Origin of the sequence: Zobellia barbeyronii, assembly GCF_018603515.1 — a bacterium.
Taxonomy (GTDB): Bacteria; Bacteroidota; Bacteroidia; order Flavobacteriales; family Flavobacteriaceae; genus Zobellia; species Zobellia barbeyronii.
This window is the reverse complement of the sequence record NZ_JACATN010000002.1, coordinates 231,858-254,158: the sequence shown is the minus strand read 5'-3', so window position 1 is coordinate 254,158 and position 22,301 is coordinate 231,858. Positions and strand designations below refer to the sequence as shown.

General features: G+C 36.3%; 20 protein-coding genes. 9 read left to right on the top strand and 11 right to left on the bottom strand.

The genetic code is table 11. From position 1 onward, the window contains the following. Positions 1–605: 605 nt before the first annotated feature. Complete coding sequence (locus HW347_RS05655) at positions 606–2,576, top strand: sensor histidine kinase (protein WP_214610954.1); 1,971 nt, start codon at positions 606–608, stop codon at positions 2,574–2,576. Between the two features lie 4 nt (positions 2,577–2,580). Here HW347_RS05655 and HW347_RS05650 read toward each other — a convergent pair whose 3' ends face one another. Beyond that, on the bottom strand, positions 2,581–3,378 hold the full coding sequence (locus HW347_RS05650) for an SDR family oxidoreductase (RefSeq protein ID WP_214610953.1): 798 nt from the start codon (positions 3,376–3,378) through the stop codon (positions 2,581–2,583). A 45-nt stretch (positions 3,379–3,423) separates the two neighbouring features. Here HW347_RS05650 and HW347_RS05645 point away from each other — a divergent pair, with 45 nt between their 5' ends. From HW347_RS05645 to HW347_RS05635, 3 genes are read left to right on the top strand one after another with little or no spacing between them, the layout of a single operon-like run. Further along, entirely contained in the window at positions 3,424–4,476 is a 1,053-nt protein-coding gene (locus HW347_RS05645; protein ID WP_214610952.1) for an o-succinylbenzoate synthase, read from the top strand. Then, on the top strand, positions 4,467–5,441 hold the full coding sequence (locus HW347_RS05640; RefSeq protein WP_214610951.1) for a CPBP family intramembrane glutamic endopeptidase: 975 nt from the start codon (positions 4,467–4,469) through the stop codon (positions 5,439–5,441). Before HW347_RS05645 ends, HW347_RS05640 begins: the two co-directional genes overlap by 10 nt. After that, on the top strand, positions 5,410–6,507 hold the full coding sequence (locus HW347_RS05635) for an AMP-binding protein (RefSeq protein ID WP_214610950.1): 1,098 nt from the start codon (positions 5,410–5,412) through the stop codon (positions 6,505–6,507). Before HW347_RS05640 ends, HW347_RS05635 begins: the two co-directional genes overlap by 32 nt. Positions 6,508–6,530: 23 nt before the next feature. Here HW347_RS05635 and HW347_RS05630 read toward each other — a convergent pair whose 3' ends face one another. Further along, positions 6,531–8,159 carry an acyl-CoA carboxylase subunit beta gene (locus HW347_RS05630; protein ID WP_214610949.1) on the bottom strand — a complete coding sequence of 543 codons (1,629 nt, stop codon included), beginning with the start codon at positions 8,157–8,159 and terminating at the stop codon, positions 6,531–6,533. Positions 8,160–8,233: 74 nt separating this feature from the next. Here HW347_RS05630 and HW347_RS05625 point away from each other — a divergent pair, with 74 nt between their 5' ends. From HW347_RS05625 to ettA, 3 genes are all read left to right on the top strand, one after another. Beyond that, positions 8,234–9,229 (top strand): Gfo/Idh/MocA family protein, encoded by a 996-nt coding sequence (locus HW347_RS05625; protein WP_214610948.1) that lies wholly within the window; start codon positions 8,234–8,236, stop codon positions 9,227–9,229. Positions 9,230–9,290: 61 nt separating this feature from the next. After that, a complete protein-coding gene (locus HW347_RS05620; protein WP_214610947.1) occupies positions 9,291–9,473 on the top strand; it encodes a CAL67264 family membrane protein in 183 nt (60 codons plus the stop codon). Between the two features lie 45 nt (positions 9,474–9,518). Continuing rightward, positions 9,519–11,210 carry an energy-dependent translational throttle protein EttA gene (gene ettA / locus HW347_RS05615; protein WP_214610946.1) on the top strand — a complete coding sequence of 564 codons (1,692 nt, stop codon included), beginning with the start codon at positions 9,519–9,521 and terminating at the stop codon, positions 11,208–11,210. 76 nt (positions 11,211–11,286) lie between these two features. Here ettA and HW347_RS05610 read toward each other — a convergent pair whose 3' ends face one another. Continuing rightward, positions 11,287–12,105, bottom strand: a complete 819-nt coding sequence (locus HW347_RS05610) for an MBL fold metallo-hydrolase (protein WP_214610945.1) — start codon at positions 12,103–12,105, stop codon at positions 11,287–11,289. A gap of 10 nt (positions 12,106–12,115) precedes the next feature. Then, positions 12,116–12,577 (bottom strand): GNAT family N-acetyltransferase, encoded by a 462-nt coding sequence (locus tag HW347_RS05605; protein ID WP_214610944.1) that lies wholly within the window; start codon positions 12,575–12,577, stop codon positions 12,116–12,118. 162 nt (positions 12,578–12,739) lie between these two features. Here HW347_RS05605 and HW347_RS05600 point away from each other — a divergent pair, with 162 nt between their 5' ends. Further along, positions 12,740–13,627 (top strand): hypothetical protein, encoded by an 888-nt coding sequence (locus HW347_RS05600; RefSeq protein WP_155596159.1) that lies wholly within the window; start codon positions 12,740–12,742, stop codon positions 13,625–13,627. A gap of 84 nt (positions 13,628–13,711) precedes the next feature. Here HW347_RS05600 and fumC read toward each other — a convergent pair whose 3' ends face one another. Continuing rightward, positions 13,712–15,109 (bottom strand): class II fumarate hydratase, encoded by a 1,398-nt coding sequence (fumC, locus tag HW347_RS05595; protein ID WP_214610943.1) that lies wholly within the window; start codon positions 15,107–15,109, stop codon positions 13,712–13,714. A 161-nt stretch (positions 15,110–15,270) separates the two neighbouring features. Here fumC and HW347_RS05590 point away from each other — a divergent pair, with 161 nt between their 5' ends. Continuing rightward, positions 15,271–15,441 (top strand): hypothetical protein, encoded by a 171-nt coding sequence (locus HW347_RS05590; RefSeq protein WP_162857241.1) that lies wholly within the window; start codon positions 15,271–15,273, stop codon positions 15,439–15,441. Between the two features lie 127 nt (positions 15,442–15,568). Here the strand turns inward: HW347_RS05590 and HW347_RS05585 are convergent, their stop codons facing one another. From HW347_RS05585 to HW347_RS05560, 6 genes are all read right to left on the bottom strand, one after another. Next, a complete protein-coding gene (locus HW347_RS05585; RefSeq protein ID WP_214610942.1) occupies positions 15,569–18,067 on the bottom strand; it encodes an outer membrane beta-barrel family protein in 2,499 nt (832 codons plus the stop codon). Position 18,068: 1 nt separating this feature from the next. Further along, positions 18,069–18,587: a hypothetical protein gene (locus HW347_RS05580; RefSeq protein WP_214610941.1), complete on the bottom strand. Its 519-nt coding sequence runs from the start codon at positions 18,585–18,587 to the stop codon at positions 18,069–18,071. A 201-nt stretch (positions 18,588–18,788) separates the two neighbouring features. Further along, positions 18,789–19,130 (bottom strand): arsenate reductase (glutaredoxin), encoded by a 342-nt coding sequence (gene arsC, locus HW347_RS05575; RefSeq protein WP_214610940.1) that lies wholly within the window; start codon positions 19,128–19,130, stop codon positions 18,789–18,791. 42 nt (positions 19,131–19,172) lie between these two features. Then, a protein-coding gene (gene prfB, locus HW347_RS05570; protein WP_225901829.1) for a peptide chain release factor 2 occupies positions 19,173–20,274 on the bottom strand; the annotation gives its coding sequence in 2 pieces (ribosomal slippage) (positions 19,173–20,207 and positions 20,209–20,274; 1,101 coding nt in all). Between the two features lie 96 nt (positions 20,275–20,370). Next, entirely contained in the window at positions 20,371–21,228 is an 858-nt protein-coding gene (locus HW347_RS05565; RefSeq protein ID WP_214610939.1) for a transglutaminase-like domain-containing protein, read from the bottom strand. A gap of 75 nt (positions 21,229–21,303) precedes the next feature. Continuing rightward, positions 21,304–22,251 carry an alpha-E domain-containing protein gene (locus tag HW347_RS05560; protein ID WP_214610938.1) on the bottom strand — a complete coding sequence of 316 codons (948 nt, stop codon included), beginning with the start codon at positions 22,249–22,251 and terminating at the stop codon, positions 21,304–21,306. Positions 22,252–22,301 lie beyond the last annotated feature (50 nt).

Below are 22,301 nucleotides of genomic sequence, written 5' to 3'. Positions count from 1 at the left end.
AAAGTAGCGTTCACCACAACTTTTGGGGGTTTCACAACATTCTTTTTCGTTTTTACCCATAAAGCAATAGTTTAGTCATGTATTACAGAAGTGATATATACAAAAGCAAATAAGAATTTTCATTTTCATATAGTGTTCTCGTAAAGGAGCCTAGTCTCACAAGATTAGGTTCCTTTTTAATTTAAAAAATTTAGCAGTACAACTACATTTAAAATTGTAAATCAAGACAGGTAAATACAAGTTGTAAAAAGTAAATACATAAAAAGTTCAAACCACAACTAAATGTACTTTCACAACAATGGTGGTTGGTTCTTTATATGCAAGTGTTATTTTTACCATTGTAAAAACACCTTAAAATAAGGACATTAGATTCGTATGTTGCACTTATTTTAAGCGGTTCTCAAAATAGATTATTTTGTTACAGTCCTTTTTTCTAACTTTATAAGTAAATGGACTAAATAACCAATTAAATAGTTTAGCTTAGATAAGACCTTATTTTGATAAAATGTTGTTTTTGTGGGTATTAAGACAGAATACCATAGGCTAATAGAGTAACCTAGTATGAACAGGGCAAAATGTTTTTTGATTTTGTTTCATTTAGATATATGAACAACATTTACTATAAAAATACCATTTTTATTTGGGCAGTTTTTTTTCTGTCTGTCGTTGTATCGGCGCAAAAAGAAAATGACACAGAAGAGAATCTGTTTCAACAGTTTCAGGATTTTGAAACCCCAGATGAAAAACTCACCTTCTTTTTTAATGCACAAGATTTATATAGGGAGACTTCTACCTATGACTGGTTAGACCTGGTTAACCTTTATCTAAATGCGGCAATAAAAGATGAAGACTCCGCAGAAATAGAGCGTTATAAACTAATTCAGGCCCGAATTTATTATGATTTAGGTGATTATGATAAGAGTTTGGCCATTTCCAAAGAACTTTATGCCGAGAAGGAAGATTTAGATATTTATCTAAAGTCCAAGTTATTGGATATAATGGATGATAATTATGGTCAGCTTACCATGTATACGGAGCAAATTGAAATTCGTAAAGAGCAGAGAGAGCTAGGGATTAATGAGAATGTTGCTTTTTATGATATCTATGCCAATTTAGGCATGTACAGAAAGGCAATGGAGCATTACATAGATAATGTCAAGAAGACCATTGAGGAGAATGACTTTTATGCCCAAGCAGAATACTACAATAATTTAGGTAACTATCTAAGACTAGATGAGTCTGCACCAACGGCTTTAAGTCATTACAAAAAAGCTAAAGGGTACATAGATGTTTACATGAACCTTATTACCAGAAAAAAATCTGAAGAGGAAATAGAGCAGGCTAATCTTTTAAGAGGAATAATTGAAGGTAATATTGGAAAATGTCATGTAGACCTGAAGCAGTATAAGGAAGCTATACCGCATTTAGAAAGTGCTATAAACACCCTCAAAAAACACAAAACCAAAGATCTTTCCTCTGAAATAACAGAAAACAGTTTGGCTATTAGCGAATGTTATCTTCAATTGGAAGATTATGGAAAAGCTACAGACTTCTTGAGTGACAACCTTGAAACGAAGACAACTAAGAACCTGCTGCGTAAGAACAGACTTTTTGCTTTGTATTATGACAGGACCGAAGATTACAAGAATGCTTCAATTTATCTAAAGAAAAATATTCGTGTACGTGATTCTGTTTTGGATAATCAATCAGAATTAAGAAAACAGCAGTTAGCCACCGTAATGGGGCAAGACCTTGCTGTATCTCAGACCATGTTAGCTGAGCAGAAGCTTGCGTTAGAAAAGTCTCGTGTAGATATGATGGCGAAAGAAAGGAACATAAACTTGGTTCTTATTTCATTATTGTTCACTCTGGTAGGATTTGCTGGATTGGTTTATGCTTATCTAAAGAGTATTAAAAACCAACGTCTAATTGCAGAGCAGAAATATATCATTGAAAATGCCCTTGTAGAAAAAGATTCGCTTTTAAAAGAGATTCACCACAGGGTAAAGAATAACCTTCAGATGGTTTCCAGTCTATTGAGCTTGCAGACCAAAAATACTAGAAGTAAAGCGGCTATTGAAGCTTTGGAAGAAGGTAAGAGTAGGGTGAAAGCCATGGCTTTGATTCACCAAAAATTATATCAAAACGAAGACCTGTCGGTTATTGAAATGCAGAGTTATATAGAGAGTTTGATAAACAGTGTTCAATCGGTCTATAAAAAAGGAGGACATAATATAAACATTACAGTAGATGCAGAAGGCGTTGAACTAGATATTGATAGAGCCATTCCATTTGGTTTAATGCTGAATGAACTCGTTTCAAACTCCTTCAAATACGCTTTCCCTGATGATGATGAAAATGGTAAAATTTATATCCATATTCGTAAAATTGGTGAAAAAGAAGGATATTTTGAATATTCTGATAATGGTATTGGTTTGCCAGAAGATACAGATGAAAGAGCCAATTCATCTATGGGTATTAGATTAATGAACCGTTTGGCGAATCAGCTACAGACTACTTTAAACATTGATAAAACTGCCGAAGATGGTGTTCGCTATTGGTTTAACTTTAGCTAAATTTTTATCTTTTTGCTGTATTTATTAATACAATTCTATGTAATAATTTAGGAAAGAATCGTTTAAGATAAATTCCTAAAACTTCCTTGCCACCCATATAGGCTTCAAACTTTTCTTTTTCTATAGCCTTTATCATTTTTCTCGCAAAATCATTCGTGGTTAAACCGTTAGCATTGTCATCATCTTCATGACCTCTAGCACTACCATCACCAACTAAGGCATTTTTAGCAATATTTGTTTGAACAAATCCCGGAGCAACGAGAGTTACATTAATACCATCTTTTTCATGTTCCATACGTAGTACATCAAAAAAACCATGAAGCGCGTGTTTTGATCCACAGTATCCTGAGCGTATAGGTGAACCAAATTTTCCCATGAGACTAGTTACCGTTGCAAAATGGCCATGTTGCTGCTCAATAAAATAGGGCAGAATGGCTTTTGTAAGCGCTACAGTTCCTAAGTAATTAATATCTACAAGTTTTTTGTAGACATCAAAATCCGTATCAATGATATACGAACGTTGGCTAATACCTGCATTATTAATTAAAACATCTACAGAACCAAAAGCAGCAATGGCCTCCTTGGCTTTTGAAGGCATTAAGTCGTATTGAGTAATGTCTAAGGGAAGTATTTTTACAGCATCAGGATATTGGCAACTATTTTTTACCCTTTCTAGAGCTTCCGTTTTTCTGGAGCTTAATATCAGTTTACATCCTTTTTTATTCAATTCGTAAGACAACGCTTCGCCAATTCCTGAAGAGGCTCCGGTAATCCAAACGGTTTTGTTATTTATGCTAGCCATTTAGGGTATTTAAGAGGTAAAATATAGCTAAATTTGAAGCTAATTATGCAAGCAACCTACAAAAAATACATTTTAAACTTTAAGCGCCCCAGCGGAACTTCGCGTGGGGTGCTAACTCAGAAAGAGACCTGGTTCTTGATTCTGAATAATAACGGAAAGCAAGGAATAGGAGAATGTGGTATTTTAAGGGGGTTGAGTATTGATGATGTTGAAGGTTATGAGGATAAGCTAAAATGGACTTGTGAAAACATCCACTTAGGTAAAGATGACCTTTGGAAAGCTTTAATAGAATTTCCTAGCATACAATTTGCCGTAGAACAAGCTTTTTTGTCCCTTTCTGCGGACAATCCGTTTCTATTATATCCATCAAGTTTTACTACTGAACAGCTGCCAATAGCCATTAACGGGCTCATTTGGATGGGGGCAGAATCATTTATGCACGAGCAAATAGCTCAAAAGTTAACAGAAGGCTTTCGGTGTATTAAAATGAAAATAGGCGCAATAGATTTTGATACGGAAATCAAACTTCTGTCATCTATCAGAAAAAAATATGATGCGTCAAAAATAGAATTACGGGTAGATGCTAATGGTGCTTTCACACCTGAGGATGCTTTACGTAAACTAGAGGCGTTAAGCCAATTTTCACTTCATTCCATAGAACAGCCTATTAAGCAAGGGCAACACACCGCTATGCATAAATTATGTGCAACAACTCCATTGCCCATAGCCTTAGATGAAGAATTAATAGGAGTTTTTGGTGTAACAAAAAAAGAGAAATTGCTACAAACCATAAACCCACAGTATATTATTCTTAAACCTAGTTTAGTAGGAGGTTATAAAGGATGTGAGGAATGGATTGGAATTGCAAAAAAAATGAATATAGGCTGGTGGATTACCAGTGCGCTTGAAAGTAACGTAGGGTTAAGTGCTATCGCACAATGGACCTACACATTGCAAAATCCAATGCCTCAAGGTTTAGGTACAGGAAGTCTGTATACAAATAATTTTGAATCTCCATTGGCTGTTCAAAATGGGCAGTTATTTTATATGGGCAACAAAAATTGGAAGAACAATTTAATAGATGATTTATGTATATAGCACAAGCCTATAAGGGTTTAAGTGATTCTTGGAGGTATGTTTTAGGGCTTTTAGTTGTATTTGTCTTCTGGCAGGTAATAGGTGGCATTCCTTTGATTGCTGCACTTTTGGTTAAAGCAGATTCGCTTGAAGTTCTTGGGTCTGGTGATATGGGGGTGATGGCAGATATTTTAGGAGCCAACACGCTGCTTTTTTATATGCTTTTAACCTTTGCTATAGGCTTAATAAGCCTTTTTGCCTATGTGAAAATAGTACATAAGCAGACGGTTACCGAGCTAACGACATCAAGAAGGAAAATCGATTATAAGAGAATATTCTTTGCGTTTGCTATTTGGGCGCTGATTTCGGCTGCATTTATCTTTGTTGGTATAGCTCTGGCCCCTGAAGATTATGAGTTCAACTTTAAAGTAGGCCCTTTTGTAATTTTAGCTATCATCTCTATTTTGATGATGCCTATACAGACTAGTATGGAAGAGTATTATATGAGAGGTTATATGATGCAAGGGTTGGGAATTATCGCAAAGAATCGTTGGTTGCCTTTAATGGTGACTTCGTTACTTTTTGGGCTCATGCATATTTTTAACCCGGAGGTTACTAAATTGGGGTATGGTATTTTAATCTTTTATATAGGTACTGGCTTTTTTCTTGGTATTATTACATTGATGGATGAAGGTTTGGAATTGGCCTTGGGTTTTCACGCGGCAAATAACATAATTTCAGCACTTTTGGTGACGGCAGACTGGACAGCCTTTCAAACGGATTCTTTATACCGTGACGTTTCAGACCCAGTTTTGGGATGGGATGTTTTGGTTCCCGTATTTGTTGTTTACCCGATACTACTTTACATCTTTTCAAAAAAGTACAATTGGTCTAATTGGAAAGACCGACTTACAGGCGATGTGCCTTCCGAAGAAATATTTTTAGCGCTACAAAATGACAACTCTGACTTACAAAGACCTTCATAGGCAATTTAAACTAAATGGGCGCTCTTATTCAAAAGTAGAGCTCAAAGAGGTGGCCTATAGTCTAGTGAAAGAAGGCGAGGAGTATGAAAAATCAATAGGCGATTTTCTTATAGATTGGTTAAATGATAAATCAACTATAATAGTACATACTTCTGGGTCTACGGGGGAACCTAAACCCATTACGTTGCAAAAGCAACAGATGGTTAATTCTGCGGCAGCAACTGGTAGTTTCTTTGCGCTTCAGCCTAGTAATAGAGCCTTATTGTGTCTTTCTGCAGATTTCATTGCCGGTAAGATGATGTTGGTGAGAGCAATGATCTTAGGTCTTTCAATAGATTGTGTATCTCCATCATCAAATCCTTTGACGGAAACTACGGGTGACTATGATTTTGTAGCCATGGTTCCTTTGCAATTTAGAAACTCACTGAATGAGTTGGACGGCGTAAAGAAACTTATTGTTGGTGGCGCACCAGTTTCTTATACATTGAAAAAAGAATTTTTGAATGCCAGTCAGAGAACCAATGTTTATGAAACCTATGGTATGACAGAGACCATAACCCATATAGCAGTAAAGCCACTTTTAGGGGAGTTGATTGTATCGGATATAGATTTGGATGTGTTCTCAATTTTAGCCGATGTAGAAATTACCATGGATGAAAGAGGTTGCTTAGTGATTAACGCACCATTGGTTTCCGATGAAATAATCTACACCAATGATATTGTCGAGTTAATTTCGGACAAACAGTTTAAATGGTTAGGTCGTTTTGATAATATTATAAACTCCGGAGGTGTAAAATTGTTCACAGAACAGATAGAGGCAAAAATATCACCAATTTTAGAAACTCGTTTTTTTGTAACGGGACTTCCAGATGAAAAATTAGGTCAAAAGCTGGTTTTGATTGTTGAAGGAATCCAAGAAGTACCTGTGCTTCAAGAGAAAATAGAAAAACTCACTTTCCTCAATAAATACGAAATACCAAAGCAGATTTTTTTGGTAGATAGCTTTATAGAGACCGCGAGTGGTAAAATACAAAGAAAGGCAACCTTAGATAAGATTGCCTTTTAGTTTTTTTTAAATATTAAACTCCACTAAACCTGAATAACGCCCAGGTTAAAATCTTTTTCTATTGGAGCGTGATTAGCGGCTTCTATCCCCATAGATATCCATTTACGCGTATCTAAAGGGTTTATGATAGCATCTGTCCAAAGACGTGAAGCTGCATAATATGGAGAAACTTGGTCATCGTATCTCTTTTTTATTTTATTGAAAAGTTCGGTTTCTTTCTTCTCTGTCAGTGTTTCACCTTTCTTTTTTAGAGAAGCTTTTTCAATTTGAAGAAGCACCTTTGCAGCAGAATTCCCACCCATTACAGCAAGCTCGGCACTCGGCCATGCAACTATTAATCTTGGGTCATACGCTTTTCCGCACATGGCATAGTTACCAGCTCCGTAGCTATTACCAATAATAATAGTAAACTTAGGAACAACAGAATTACTGACGGCATTAACCATTTTGGCTCCATCTTTAATGATGCCACCATGCTCACTCTTGCTGCCTACCATAAACCCGGTAACATCTTGCAAGAATACAAGCGGAATCTTCTTTTGGTTACAATTGGCAATAAATCTGGTTGCCTTGTCAGCAGAGTCTGAATAAATGACTCCTCCAAACTGCATTTCTCCTTTTGTGGTTTTAACCACTTTCCTTTGGTTAGCGACAATACCAACGGCCCAGCCATCAATTCTTGCGTAACCGGTTAAAATGGTCTGACCGTAACCTTCTTTATATTCTTCAAATTCGGATTCGTCTACTAAGCGCTTAATAATTTCGCGCATATCATACTGGTCTGCTCTAGAGGCAGGTAGAATACCAAAAATATCTTCGGGATTTTCTTTAGGTTTCAGAGCAGGTTTTCTATTGTACCCAGCTTTATCAAAATCACCAATTTTATCCATGATGTTCTTAATGGTCGTTAAGGCATCAGAATCATCTTTGGCTTTATAATCGGTAACTCCGCTTACTTCACAATGCGTAGTAGCTCCTCCTAAAGTTTCATTATCTATACTTTCGCCAATAGCGGCTTTAACAAGGTAACTTCCCGCTAAGAAAATACTACCTGTTTTATCTACGATTAGAGCTTCATCACTCATAATAGGTAAGTAAGCGCCACCGGCAACACAACTGCCCATGACAGCCGATATTTGGGTAATACCCATACTGCTCATTATGGCATTGTTTCGGAAGATTCTTCCAAAATGCTCTTTGTCCGGAAAAATTTCATCTTGTAACGGGAGGTAAACACCAGCGCTATCTACTAAATAAATAATAGGTAAGCGGTTTTCCATGGCAATTTCTTGTGCACGAAGGTTTTTCTTTCCTGTTATAGGAAACCAAGCTCCCGCTTTAACTGTAGCATCGTTGGCAACAACTATACATTGTTTACCGGAAACATAACCTATTTTAATAACTACACCACCAGATGGGCAACCCCCATGTTCTTCATACATGCCGTCACCTACAAAGCCGCCTATTTCAACACTATCTCTATTTTTGTCTAAAAGATAATCTATACGTTCGCGAGCTGTCATTTTACCTTGAGCATGCTGCTTTTCAATACGAGCTTTGCCACCTCCTAATTTTACTTGAGCAAAGCGCCTTTTAAGGTCGCTTAGAAGTAATTTGTTGTGATCTTCGTTCTTATTAAATTTCAAATTCATTTTTTTAGCCTTGACTTTTTATTGCTTAAAGATAAGGAGTAAAATTGTTTACATTTGAAAAAACTGAAAATCATATGGCACAAGGAGTACGTTGGGGAATTGTAGGTTTGGGAAGTATTGCCCATACTTTTGCGAAAGATTTGGCTATGGTAACGGGGGGAAGCCTTGTTGCTGTTGCTTCTAGGAGTATTGACAAAGCAAAAGAATTTGCTAAAGAGTATGGGGCTACTCATACTTTTGATAGTTATGAAGCCCTTTTTGAGTCTAATGAGGTGGATGTAGTTTATATAGCTACTCCGCACACGTCGCACGAAGATTTGAGTATTAGGGCTATGCAAAAAGGCAAACATGTTCTTTGTGAAAAACCAATGGGAGTAAACCCGGAGCAGGTAGCAAGAATGATTGCCGCAGCTAAAGAAAACAAAGTCTTTTTAATGGAGGCATTATGGAGTCGCTTTAATCCATCTATTCAAAAGACAAAGCAACTGGTAGATAATGGTGAAATTGGACCTATAGCGTTTATTCATGCAGATTTTGCTTTTTACGCACTAGGAAGAGATTCTGAAAACCGATTGTTAAATCCTGATTTGGCGGGTGGTTCTTTGTTAGATGTTGGTATTTACCCAATTTTTATTTCGTATTTATTATTAGGAATGCCTAAGAAAATTCAGGCATCATCTCATTTTTTTAAGACGGGAGTGGAGATGCAGACTTCTATGATTTTTGATTATGATGATGCACAGGCTATTCTTTACAGTGGATTAAATTCTAAATCTGAAATGAAGGCCGAGATATCAGGGAGCGATGGCAGTATTTTTCTCCATCCTAGATGGCATGAAGCACAAGGGTATTCTATTGAGCGAGAAGGGGAAGTAATTGATTATAATTTGCCTACACATGGTAAAGGTTATACCTATGAAATTGAAGAAGTGCAAGCTTGTTTAGCTTCTGGAAAACAGGAAAGTACTATGTGGAGTCACCAGAATAGTTTGGATTTAGCACAGCTTCTTTATGAAGTACGACAAAAATCAGGAGTTATTTTTCCTTTTGAAGAACAAAAGCAGACGTAGAGCCTTAAAATATTTTAAAATTTACGATATTTGAAGTTACCGAAATTGAAACCGAATTAACATGGAAATGAATAAAAATACCGTTTTGGCATGGGCCACATTTATAATGATTTTTGTGGGTCTAGCACTAATAGCTTTAGGGGCTTTTAGATACGATGAAGTTGCTGGTTGGGGGTTTGCCTCAGTAGGGATAGGGTTTTTTGCTATAGCTTGGGTGTTCAATGCACTTAAAGGAAGAGTTTAAATAAACTAGATAATATCCTTTTAATAAATTACTTAACAATATATTATGTCTGATGATAAGAAGGTGATTTTCTCCATGTCTGGAGTCACCAAAACATATAAGAACGCGAATACGCCTGTTCTTAAAAACATATATCTAAGCTTCTTCTACGGTGCCAAAATTGGTATTCTTGGTTTGAACGGATCGGGTAAGTCTACCTTGCTTAAGATTATAGCAGGAGTGGATAAGAACTTTCAAGGAGATGTTGTTTTTTCTCCTGGATATAAAGTTGGTTACTTGGAACAAGAGCCAGAACTAGATGAGAATAAAACCGTTCTTGAAATTGTAAAAGAAGGTGTGGGTGAGACAGTTGCCATACTTGATGAGTACAATAAAATCAACGACATGTTTGGTCTTCCTGAGGTATACGAAGACGCAGATAAGATGCAGAAGTTGATGGATAAGCAAGCGGAGCTTCAAGATAAAATTGATGCAACAAACGCCTGGGAGCTTGATACGAAACTAGAAATAGCAATGGATGCTCTGCGTACTCCAGAGCCTGATAAAAAGATAGGAGTGCTTTCTGGAGGGGAAAGAAGACGTGTAGCGCTTTGTCGTTTATTACTTCAAGAACCAGAGATATTATTACTGGATGAACCTACTAACCACTTGGATGCGGAATCTGTGCATTGGTTGGAGCATCACTTAGCTCAATATAAGGGTACTGTAATTGCCGTAACTCACGATAGGTATTTTTTGGATAACGTAGCGGGATGGATTTTGGAATTGGATAGAGGAGAAGGTATACCTTGGAAAGGAAACTACTCCAGCTGGTTAGATCAAAAATCGAAACGTTTAGCACAGGAAAATAAAACAGCTTCTAAGAGACAAAAAACATTGGAGCGAGAGCTAGAATGGGTTCGTCAAGGAGCAAAAGGCCGTCAGACAAAGCAGAAAGCACGTTTGAACAATTATGATAAGTTAATGAGTCAAGACCAAAAACAACTTGATGAAAAGCTTGAAATCTATATCCCTAATGGTCCACGTTTAGGTACAAATGTACTAGAGGCTAAAGGTGTTAGTAAGGCATACGATGATAAGTTACTATACGAAGACTTAAATTTTAAACTTCCGCAAGCTGGTATTGTTGGGATTATTGGGCCAAACGGTGCTGGTAAGACCACAATTTTCAGAATGATTATGGGCGAAGAAACGCCTGATAAAGGAGATTTTGAAGTAGGTGAGACAGCTAAGATTTCGTACGTGGATCAAAGCCATTCAAATATAGACCCAGAAAAAACAATTTGGCAGAACTTTAGTGATGAGCAGGAGCTTGTTATGATGGGTGGTCGCCAAGTAAATTCTAGAGCTTATTTGAGTAGATTCAATTTTACGGGGAGTGAACAAAACAAGAAAGTAAGTATGCTTTCTGGTGGTGAGCGTAACCGTTTGCATTTGGCCATGACCTTAAAAGAAGAAGGTAATGTATTGCTTTTAGATGAGCCTACTAACGATTTAGATGTAAATACATTACGTGCTTTGGAAGAAGGTCTTGAGAACTTTGCAGGATGTGCAGTAGTTATCTCTCACGACCGTTGGTTCTTGGATCGTGTTTGTACACATATTTTAGCGTTTGAAGGTGATTCTCAAGTTTATTTCTTTGAAGGTTCTTTCTCTGATTACGAAGAAAATAAGAAGAAACGTTTGGGTGGAGATTTAATTCCACAACGTATTAAGTATAAGAAATTGATTCGCTAATTTGTAATCAGTTTTAAATAAAAAAAAGCTCTTAAGGAAATCCTTAAGAGCTTTTTTTATGGGTATATGTTTTTGTTTAATAAGCTTCGTTCGGATACCAATCCAATTGAATTACTTCAATATTAGAATCACCGGCGTTTACCAATTCTTTGAATTTGGAAACGTCACTAACATCGGGCTTACCTCTGTAATGATAAGGATAGACCTTTTTTGGCTTAAATTCTAAAACAGCATCTGCGGCACTTTCAGGCGTCATAGTGTAAGGCAGGTTCATGCAAATAAAAGCTTGGTCTATATCTTTTAAGCTTCTCATTTCCGGAATATCTTCGGTATCACCAGAAAAATAAACACGCTGGTCACCAAAAGTCAATATATAGCCATTACCACGCCCTTTTTCGTGAAACTTTAAGGCTTCTTCCCTTAAATTATACATAGGAACAGCTTCAATTGTAATTCCGTAACGTTCTTTGCTTTCGCCATTGTTCAATACATCTATCTGTGGGGTGAAAACTTCCGGTAGCTTATCGGCAACTGCTTGTGGTGCTATTATTTTAGCTTTGTCCGTACCTAGTGCTTCTAAAGTTTCTAAATTAAAATGGTCTCCATGAATATCGGTAATCAATATAAGTTCGGGAGATTTATATCCTTGAAAAGCTTCCGCTCCACCTACAGGGTCTATATAAATGGTAATATTGTTCCATTCCAAAACGGCGGTAGCATGTTCAATAGGGGTTATTTTTACTTCTGAGTTCTCGTCCTTGTTCATAGAAATAGCTTCCACGGTATCGTTCGCTTCAACAGTTATATCTTGACCTGCTGTAGCATCTTTTTTATTCTCTTTGCAGCCAAGAAAAAGAATGCTAGAGCTTATCAGTATAAATAATATTTTTTTCATAAAGTTCTTATTATAAGGTTAATTGCATTTTTATATCACTACGAGTATAATCTAAATTTTTCTCTAAAGGCACTTCTTTAAATCCGAATTTCTTGTAAATATGTAAGGCATTATCCAATTTAGTACTAGAATATAGAATAAGTGTTTCCCAAGACTTCTCTTTTGCAAATTCTATAGCAAATGATAATAGCTTTTGGCCTATTTTTAGACCTTGAAACTCTGTTGAAACAGCCATTTTACCCAACTCAAAAGTAGTGTTGCTTACAGGTAAAAGAGCGAAACATCCTGTAATCGTATCTTCTTTTTTCGCAAAAAAGATATATCCGCCTTTATCTATAATGTGCTCCTGACAATTTTCCAATAGGTAAAGGTCTTTAGGTTCCACCGTAAAATATTGCTCTATCCAATTTTGGTTTAACTCTTTAAAAATGGGAGCATACGCAGGTTTGAACGGTATAATTTTAATTGACATAAACTAGAGCTAATTGAGAACTATAGTTTAAAGTTACCATATCATAATCTTTTGATTGATATATTATTTGATTTTTTTACATCAAAAAATCTAAAAAGAAAATCCTACCGTATATAAAGCGATACAAACCAATAATTTTTATTAGTAATAAATCTTAACATTATGACTGAAACAAAAAGCAACAATGGATTGAAGGTGCTAGCAGGATTGCTAGGTGTGGTTCTTTTGGGTACCATAATATACACCGTTAGTCTTTACCAAGAAAAAAAGAAAAATGAAACTGCGCTTACTCAAGAAAAGCAATTAGTAGTTGAAGATTTAAATAGCTTAAAGTCTGAATATGATAAGGCAATTTTAGAAAGCAACGCTACTAACGAAGAGTTGGTTTCTGCTAGAGATAACATTGCAAAATATATTGATTCTGTAAAAAGTATGAAAGGTGATATTTCTTCGCTTTCAAGATACAGAAGACAAGTTGGTGTGTTAAAAGAAGAAAGAGCTCAATTGTTGAAACAAGTTGATTCACTTACCAAGTCGAACACTTTTATTGCAATGCAGAGAGATAGCACATACACAGAATTAGAGAAGCAAACTGTTTTTAATGATTCTTTAGTTGTACAGAATACACAATTGGCAGACGTTGTTGAAAAAGGTTCAGCTCTTAATTTATCTAAGTTTAGTGTTGATGCTGTTAAAGAACGTAGCAGCGGAAAATTAGTTTCTACTTCTAGAGCTAAGAGAACTGATAAATTTAAAATCTGTTTTACTGTTGCTGATAACGTAATTGCTCAAGCTGGCGATAGAGAATTCTTTATTGAAGTTCTTGACCCACAAGGTAACGTATTAGGGGAAAGCTACTCTAAAACTAATGATTCTGGTGCTTCTGTAACTTACAGCAAAGGAACTGGTTTTTACTACGAGAACAAATCTTTAGATGTTTGCGATTACATTAGCAAGCCTGCAGGAGATTTCAAAGAAGGAAATTATATGGTGAATGTTTATGATACGAGATTAAAATTATTGGGAACTTCTAAGTTCACTCTAAAATAATAAACGCGCTATCCATTACATATAAACAGAAAGGGGCAATCGTAAAGATTGCCCCTTTTTTTTATGTTCAATTTTAAGGTCTACTTATTTTAAGCTACCTACCATATCTTCTGGTTTTACCCACTCATCATAATCTTCGGCGGAAACGTAACCTAGGTTAATTGCTTCTTCTTTTAGTGTAGTTCCGTTTTTATGTGCTGTATTTGCAATCTCAGCAGCCTTATAATACCCTATTTTAGTATTTAAGGCAGTAACTAACATTAAAGAGTTATTCAGTAATTCTTTGATTACATCATAATTAGGCTCAATACCAGCCGCACAGTTCACTTCAAAGCTTACACAGGCATCACCAAGTAATTCTGCAGATTGAAGGATGTTAGCGGCCATCATAGGCTTAAACACATTCAATTCATAATGGCCTTGAGTACCACCTACTGAAACAGCAACATCGTTACCCATTACTTGAGCACATACCATGGTCATAGCTTCACACTGGGTTGGATTAACTTTACCTGGCATAATAGAACTGCCTGGTTCATTTGCTGGGATGATAATTTCACCAATTCCTGATCTTGGCCCTGAAGCCATCATACGAACATCATTAGCTATTTTGTTTAAAGAAACAGCTAGTTGCTTAAGTGCTCCATGACTCTCTACAATAGCGTCATGTGCTGCTAAAGCTTCAAATTTATTATCTGCTGTACGAAAAGGAAGTCCGGTAAATTTGGCAATGTACTTGGCAACAAGAACATCATAACCTTTTGGTGTATTCATTCCTGTACCTACGGCAGTACCACCTAAAGCTAATTCGCTTAAATGATCTAAGGTGTTATTTAAAGCTCTTAATCCGTGGTCTAGCTGCGAAACATATCCTGAAAATTCTTGTCCTAAGGTTAGGGGAGTAGCATCCATAAGGTGCGTTCTACCTATTTTTACCACCTTGGCGAAATCTTTGGATTTCTTATTTAGAGTGTCACGTAGCTTCGTTACACCTGGTATAGTATTATTTACAATTTTCTGGTAAGCAGCAATGTGCATACCTGTAGGGAAGGTATCATTAGATGATTGTGATTTGTTTACATCATCATTAGGCTGAATTGTCTTTTCGCCTTCACCAATTTTCTTTCCGGCAATCTCATGAGCGCGATTTGCAATAACCTCGTTTACGTTCATGTTGCTCTGTGTTCCTGATCCGGTTTGCCAGATAACCAAAGGAAATTGGTCATCAAGTTTTCCTTCTAAAATCTCTTCGCAAACCTGTGCAATAAGGTCTCTTTTTTCTTCGGCAAGAACACCTAGTTCACAGTTGGCGTAAGCGGCAGCTTTTTTTAAATAGGCAAATCCGTAAACCACATCTAAAGGCATGGATGCAGAAGGTCCTATTTTAAAATTATTTCTTGAGCGCTCAGTTTGGGCGCCCCAATATTTATCGCTGGGCACCTCTACTTGGCCCATGGTATCTTTTTCGATTCTAAAGCTCATTATCAGTAGTGTTATGTTAGTTTACAAAGGTAGTATTTCATCATTTTAATTCCCCTTTGAGGCTTTAAAAATAAATGTTTTTTAAGTTATGTTATTTTTTTTGATTTCAATTTGCAATTTTGGTACTTTCTAAAGTATATTTGTAGAGCAAAATTGAGAACATGGAATTTGATCAGTACCTTGGATTTTTAGCATTTTTAACCATTTTAACCATTGGATTTTGGTTGATGATTTTCTTGTTGACCTTTGTAGTACCTTATTGGTTAGGTGGAAACATCTTGGAACTCTACAAAGAATGGAGAGATAAAAAGAAAGCGAAACGTAGCGTATAAGCGCTCTTATATATTAAAAAGCAGGAGAACGAATTATCGTTTTCCTGCTTTTTTATGGCCTAGACTGAATAAAAAAAGCCCTGCTAGTATTATAAAACTAGCAGGGCTTTTCTTTTAGAGGTTACTTTTAGCCTTCCATCTCATCTTCTCCGCCACCATTGTCATTACCGCCTTTGCCTTGTTTACGGTTATTTTCTTTTGTTTGATTTATTCTATAACGAAGAGATAAAGTTATCGACCTTGGTCTAAATTGAAATTCGCTTCTTGAAGTAAAATCATCCGATACGGTATAGGACTGTCTCTTTCTTGAGTTAAGAAGATCACTTACGTTTAGGGATAGTGTGCCCTTATCTTTCATAATATCTTTGCTGAACGCCAAGTTTAGGGATATCATTCCTTTAGTTTCTGTTTGTGAATTTTGACGTGGGCCCATGTAAAATGCATTGGTCTGCCATTCTATTTTTTTAGGCAAACTTACTTTAGAGCTAAAGCGAGCGAACCAACTTGTATTATCTGTACCGTAATCTGTACCATTATGCTCCCCTTCACTAGAAAATTTAAAGAAGTTGACGCTACCGTTTAGTCGCAACCATTTTTTGGGGTTATAAAGAACACCAGCTTCGGCGCCTATTCTTTCATTAGAAGATAGGTTAATGGGTAGTGATCTAATAATTCGTACGCTATCTGTCGTGACCTGTCCTGTGGCTTCCTGAATGTATTCAAAAGAGTTGGTTTCCCGCTTATAGTAGACAGAAGAAGTAAGTGTAAGCTTGTCCCAGCGTTTTAGATATCCTAAATCAAATGAATTTGAATAAGCAGGATCTAAATCTGGGTTTCCTTGAAAAATGTTAGCTCTACTAGATCTAGAAGGAAACGGATTTATAAAGCGCCCTCTTGGTCTATTGATTCTACGATTGTAACCGAGGGATATATTTTCCATTTCGCCAATTTCATATATGAAATTTAGAGTAGGGAAGAGGCCTAGGTAATTTTTGTCAAAATTAAGGTCTACATCTTCACCTAATGCCTCTTCAACAGCGGAGGTATCATAATCAGAAGTCACCTCTCCTTTAAGTTGTGTGTTCTCTAATCGTAATCCGGCTAAGAAAGAAAACTTACCAAATTTGTTTCCGTATTGAGTGTATACGGCATTTACGTTTTCTTCGTATTTAAATTTGTTAGTTAGGTCTTCATTGGTGACAAAAAGTCCTGTAGCTCTATTTAGTGAGTCCAGTTTGTAGTCTGTAACTTCTTTATCAAAAGTACCTCTGTAACCTGCCTCAAATTGCGCATCACCCAAGGGAAGTACATAATCTGCCTGTACTAGGTATTCATCTTCAATTTCATTTTGATATACACTCTCCAGCGTATTTAAACTTAAATTAGGAAAGGTATTGTTATCGTCAATAGTTGAATTTTCTACTTCGTCTCCATTTGAATATTGTAGATCTACCGTTAGTTTCTGTCCGTCATCATCAATATTATTCATATAGTTTAAGGAGAACTGATAGTTTTCTTCATCCTCTAGTTCAATCTCTTCTCTAAAACTCTGTCTGGTAAGTAGGCCATTTTCAAAGTAGTTACTATAATTCTCTGTTAAATCATCACCGTCTTGGAAACGCATAAAGAAACTTCCCGTTATGGAGGATTTTTTGGTTATAAAGTACTCAACGCCAAAGTTGTTATTAAGCCCCTTACTTCTTCTAGTGTAATCTCTATCTTCGTTGATTTGTCCGTATTGACCATTAGTATACGAGTTTTCATAAAATGCATTTCCGGGAGAATCATTATATCTGTAGCCAAGAGTATTGAAAATATTAAACTTATCTGTTCTTAAATTCGCATTTACAGAAATACCGCTCTGACCGGGGTAGCCAATATTTACATTTACAGAACCATTAAAGCCTAATGTTTTTTCGCGTTTAAGAACGATGTTAAGGATACCTGCTGTACCTTCTGCGTCATAACGGGCAGAAGGACTGGTGATTACCTCAACCTTTTCTATAGCATCTGCGGGAAGTTCTCGTAAAGCATCTGTAGAGCCAAAACCGGCCAAGGCCGAAGGTTTTCCGTTAATAAGAATCCTAACGTTCTCATTGCCTCGCAAGCTAATAGCACCCTCCACATCAACATTTACAGATGGAACGTTGTTTAGGGCATCACTAATGGTAGCTCCGCTTGTGGTAAGGTCTTTACCTATGTTATAGATTTTTTTATCAAGGCGAACTTCAACCGTAGTTTTTTCGCCAACAACTTCTACACCTTCTAGTTGTGAGACATCTAGTGCAAGTTTTACAATACCAAGATCTGTAGATTTGCTTAGTAGCTGATTTGGTAGTTTATACGTTTTATAGGAAATGTATTCAATACTAACATTGTATTTTCCTGGGAGAGCCTCAACTTCAAATTTTCCGTCAATATTTGTAATTCCACCGGTAACCTTTTCAGGATTGTCTACGCTATGAAGAACTAGGGTGGCGTATTCTAAAGGCTGCCCGTCATCTTGATCTAAAACCGTTCCGGTAATTTTAATAGGCTGTTGTTCTTGACCTTGGGGCCTCTGTGGCCGTTGTGCGAATGTATTTATCGATAACAGTAACAGGGCAATCAAGAACGGTATTTTCATGTCAATCTTCGGTTTTTTTCTTCTTTCGTTTTTTCTCTCGTTTTTTTTCTTTCTTGGTCTTCTGTAAGCCTTTCTTTTGCATTGCTACAAAAGCATCGTATTTTTCAATAGGAAGTCCGGCTTTTAATTCTTCGTCCTGAGATTTTGTAATTTTCTCCATTCCCTCGCGCATTTGCTCAGGAGTAAGTTGAAGAATCTGCATTTCAATTCGTTTTTGCAGATACTTTTTTAATACAGAACTCATTACTGCGGACTCAAACTCATTTAGCTCTAAAGCTTCTGCTATACCTGGCATCTCGCCATCAACAATTTGCGCAGCGGTCTTTGCTTCAGGTTCTTTTGGAGTTTCTTGAACTTGCGGTATAGCGCTACGTTGTCTTCCGTAACCACTATTGCCATAACCACTATTACCATAGCCGTAACCTCCGCCTCCTCCGCCGTAACCATATTGAGCAACGAGTTCGGGACCTGTGAACATTAAAACAAAAAATAAAATAACGTATGGGATATTGTTTTTCATGACGATATCAGTTTATAGGATTGTGTTTTTTATAAATGGTTTAACCTGTCATGGTTAAAGCTTTGTTAAAATGAAATAGCAACAAATGTACCAAATAATTAAAGAGGGGATACTAATAAAATAAAAGAGAGCATTCACTTGGTTTTCAAGAGAATGCTCCTTTTTTATATGTTGATTTTTAAGAGGAATAAAGCATTGATATTAAATAATTCCGTCAATTAAATTAACAGGTCTACCAATAACAGCTTTACCATTGTTAATTACAATAGGTCTTTCTATCAATTTTGGATGCAGAATCATAGCATCTAAAACTTCTTCGTTAGATAGAAGTTTACCTCTAAAATTATCCTTCCAGATTTGTTCATTTTTACGAACAAGCATTTCTGGAGTAATACCTAGGCAGTCTAAAACACTACGGAGTTCTTCCTTAGAAGGGACTTCTTCTAAGTACTTAATGACTTCAAACTCTTTCCCGGATTTTTCAAGTAACTGTAATCCTTCACGGGATTTTTGACATCTTGGATTGTGATAGATTTTAATCATTTTGCAATTTAATTGTAATTTTCATTCATCTAAAAGTAAGGCCTATTCTTCATCTTTTTGACCCATCATCATTAGGAAGGCCTTCAAGAAAGCATCAATGTCGCCATCCATAACAGCATCTACATTGCCTGTTTCTTCAGCAGTCCGCACATCTTTTATCAATTTATATGGATGCATGACATAATTTCGGATTTGTGAACCCCACTCAATTTTCATTTTCGAGGATTCTATTTCCTGGCGTGCTTCCATTTTCTTTCGAAGCTCTATTTCATACAATTGAGACTTTAGCATTTTCATGGCCGTAGCCCTGTTATCATGCTGGCTTCTAGAATCTGAACAAGAAATTTGTATGCCTGTAGGATGGTGAACCAATTGAACTTTAGTTTCAACCTTGTTTACGTTTTGACCACCGGCACCACTTGAACGTGCTGTTGTAATGGTTATATCTGCAGGGTTAACATCAATTTCAATACTGTCATCAACAAGAGGATACACATAAACGGATGCAAACGAAGTATGGCGTTTGGCATTACTGTCAAACGGAGAAATACGAACCAATCTATGCACGCCGTTTTCACCTTTAAGCCATCCAAAAGCAAAATCGCCATCAATCTCTAGAGTAACCGTTTTTATACCAGCAACATCTCCTTCTTGATAGTTGAGTTCTTTTACTTTGTATTTGTTCTTTTCGGCCCACATCATGTACATACGCATGAGCATAGAGGCCCAATCGCAACTTTCGGTACCACCGGCACCAGCTGTAATTTGTAGAACGGCAGGAAGTTCATCACCTTCCTCAGAAAGCATGTTCTTGAATTCTAGCTTCTCTAACTGGCTCAGTGCTTTATCATACTGAGCGGTTACTTCTGCTTCGTTATCTTCTCCTTCTTGTTGAAACTCTAGTAAAATTTCTACGTCATCAACCAGTGTTTTGGCAGCGTTGTAATCATCTACCCACTGTTTTTTAGACTGTATGAATTTCATATGTGCCTGGGCTTCCTGTGGATTATCCCAGAAATCAGGAGCTAAAGTTTTCTCCTGTTCATTTTCTATTTCAATAAGTTTGGCATCAACGTCAAAGATACCTCCTTAACGCGCCAAGGCGTTCTTGTAGACCTTTAAATAGGTCTGTGGTAATTGTCATTTAATTCTATTTTCAAACAAAAATACTACTCTTTTTGATCTATTCTGTAGTTAATGATTGAATGTTTGCACGGTTAGAGTAACTGCATTCTAAAATCTATTGTTGGCTTTGACTGCTAACTACTACAGAATGAACGGTTTCGTTATTGCCGGTAGAGTATACTACCCCTTTTAAGGCTGAACAGTCTTTATAATCTTTGCCGTCGGCTATTTTTATATGAGATGTGCCGGCTAAAATATCATTTGTAACATCAAAACCAATCCAACCAACAAAGGGCACATAAGCTTCTGCCCAAGCGTGCATCTGTGCATCTCCAAAATAACCGTTGTCTTGATGCAAATAGCCTGAAACGTAACGTGCTGGTATGCCATTTAATCTTGCGAAAGCGCAAAATAGGTGAGTGAAGTCTTGGCAAACGCCTTGGCGGATATTCAGTAATTCGTTTAGTTTGGTAAATACATCAGTAGCTTCTGTATTAAATTTAATGTAGTGGTGAATAAAGTTATTTAAGGACTGAAGGTTTTCAAATATCGACTGGGTAGTATCAAATATAAATAGATTTTTGCTTTCTTCAGGAAGACGAGTATAATCCGTTGTTTTTAAGAAGGTGTTATGGTCTACCTTAAAATCTAATTCTTGAAGTTTTTGAAACGATTTTAATACATCTGCTTCTGGCTCAAAGTCAAACGGATTAATTTCTTTCTTTATTAATTTAAAATTCGCCTCAAAAGCAATGTGTTTAAACTCGCTTTTTGGATGTACTCTAATCGTTTTAAAACCATATCCGTTTATGGAGAATTCGGTTTTAGCGTTCAAAGAGTTATTGAAATCTATACTAATGAACTGTTGTGAGTCATTCTCCTCTGGTATGATAAGAAATTGCCAATATGCTTCAAGGACAGATTCTTCATAAGTGTTTTCTGCTTTGTAAGTAATTGAATATTCTAATGACATTGGTTAATGATGCATTCGTTAGATTTGATAAAAATATAATCTAATTTGTGCCGAATAGGCTCTAGAATATAAGGCTTAATAACTAAAAAACTCTTTTTCCATTTTTTGACTGATTTCATAAAGATGCGTCAACGTATTATTAATTATCAATTGAATATCACTTTCAATATCTACCATAGACTTAAATTCATACTCTGCCCTAACTTTCCCGACTAGAAATGAAGTTGAGTCTCTATCGTGCTTTTTCTTGGTGTCCAGGATTTTTATGTGCTTACATATCTGATTTAAACTGTTCATTATAGACCTGGGACAATCTGGATTAAGAATCAAGAACTCTAGTGTAGAAATACTAGTTGGTGTTTTTTTGTAATGTCTACGCATCATATCATAAGACTCCGTACATTTTAATAAGGTGGTCCATTCAAAGCTATTCTTGAACTTATCGCCATAACTTCCCTGAGCTTTTAGTGCATCATTATATTTAGAACTAATAATCCGCATTACCTGTGTGGCTCGTTCTATATTCGCACCCATCATAATGATTGCATAAATTTCGTCATGCATAAGCGTACTGCGCACTTTTCCTCTTAGAATTGCTGACATTTCTGTTACATTACGTGTAAAATCATCTAAGCCGTTTTTAGTATAAACGTCAGCGTCATAGTTAGCTATAAAGTGGTAAAATTTATTGATGGATTCATAAAGTTCAGTAGAAATTAAATCTCTAGCGCTATTGGCATTTTCTCTTGAATTTCTAACATTATTAAGTATGGAAGAAGAGTAGTTAGGATCTAAACCAATTTTATATAAAACTTCTGTCTCATTAAGTTCCTCTTCCTCATCGGCAGCTGGGTCACCCACTAAAGTTAGCATTGAGCGAAGAACAAATTGTCTTGATTGAGATATTTGGTTGGGGGCGTCAAGAGATGAAAAATAATTTACTCTAAGGTACCTCGCAATATGTTCTGAACGTTCTATATATCTTCCCATCCAAAATAGGTTATTGGCCACTCGTGCTAGCATAGGTCTTATTTAAAAGTTAGTGTTCTTTCTTTAACTGTTTTTTCTATAGT

Coding starts and splice junctions, on each gene's coding strand:
- HW347_RS05585 (WP_214610942.1), bottom strand. CDS start 18,067: ATGAAAATACCGTTCTTGATTGCCCTGTTACTGTTATCGATAAATACA.
- HW347_RS05645 (WP_214610952.1), top strand. CDS start 3,424: ATGCAAGCAACCTACAAAAAATACATTTTAAACTTTAAGCGCCCCAGC.
- HW347_RS05630 (WP_214610949.1), bottom strand. CDS start 8,159: ATGAATTTGAAATTTAATAAGAACGAAGATCACAACAAATTACTTCTA.
- HW347_RS05655 (WP_214610954.1), top strand. CDS start 606: ATGAACAACATTTACTATAAAAATACCATTTTTATTTGGGCAGTTTTT.
- HW347_RS05560 (WP_214610938.1), bottom strand. CDS start 22,251: ATGCTAGCACGAGTGGCCAATAACCTATTTTGGATGGGAAGATATATA.
- HW347_RS05580 (WP_214610941.1), bottom strand. CDS start 18,587: ATGAAAAACAATATCCCATACGTTATTTTATTTTTTGTTTTAATGTTC.
- HW347_RS05625 (WP_214610948.1), top strand. CDS start 8,234: ATGGCACAAGGAGTACGTTGGGGAATTGTAGGTTTGGGAAGTATTGCC.
- arsC (WP_214610940.1), bottom strand. CDS start 19,130: ATGATTAAAATCTATCACAATCCAAGATGTCAAAAATCCCGTGAAGGA.
- ettA (WP_214610946.1), top strand. CDS start 9,519: ATGTCTGATGATAAGAAGGTGATTTTCTCCATGTCTGGAGTCACCAAA.
- HW347_RS05565 (WP_214610939.1), bottom strand. CDS start 21,228: ATGTCATTAGAATATTCAATTACTTACAAAGCAGAAAACACTTATGAA.
- HW347_RS05650 (WP_214610953.1), bottom strand. CDS start 3,378: ATGGCTAGCATAAATAACAAAACCGTTTGGATTACCGGAGCCTCTTCA.
- HW347_RS05605 (WP_214610944.1), bottom strand. CDS start 12,577: ATGTCAATTAAAATTATACCGTTCAAACCTGCGTATGCTCCCATTTTT.
- HW347_RS05590 (WP_162857241.1), top strand. CDS start 15,271: ATGGAATTTGATCAGTACCTTGGATTTTTAGCATTTTTAACCATTTTA.
- HW347_RS05620 (WP_214610947.1), top strand. CDS start 9,291: ATGGAAATGAATAAAAATACCGTTTTGGCATGGGCCACATTTATAATG.
- HW347_RS05640 (WP_214610951.1), top strand. CDS start 4,467: ATGTATATAGCACAAGCCTATAAGGGTTTAAGTGATTCTTGGAGGTAT.
- HW347_RS05610 (WP_214610945.1), bottom strand. CDS start 12,105: ATGAAAAAAATATTATTTATACTGATAAGCTCTAGCATTCTTTTTCTT.
- fumC (WP_214610943.1), bottom strand. CDS start 15,109: ATGAGCTTTAGAATCGAAAAAGATACCATGGGCCAAGTAGAGGTGCCC.
- HW347_RS05600 (WP_155596159.1), top strand. CDS start 12,740: ATGACTGAAACAAAAAGCAACAATGGATTGAAGGTGCTAGCAGGATTG.
- HW347_RS05635 (WP_214610950.1), top strand. CDS start 5,410: ATGACAACTCTGACTTACAAAGACCTTCATAGGCAATTTAAACTAAAT.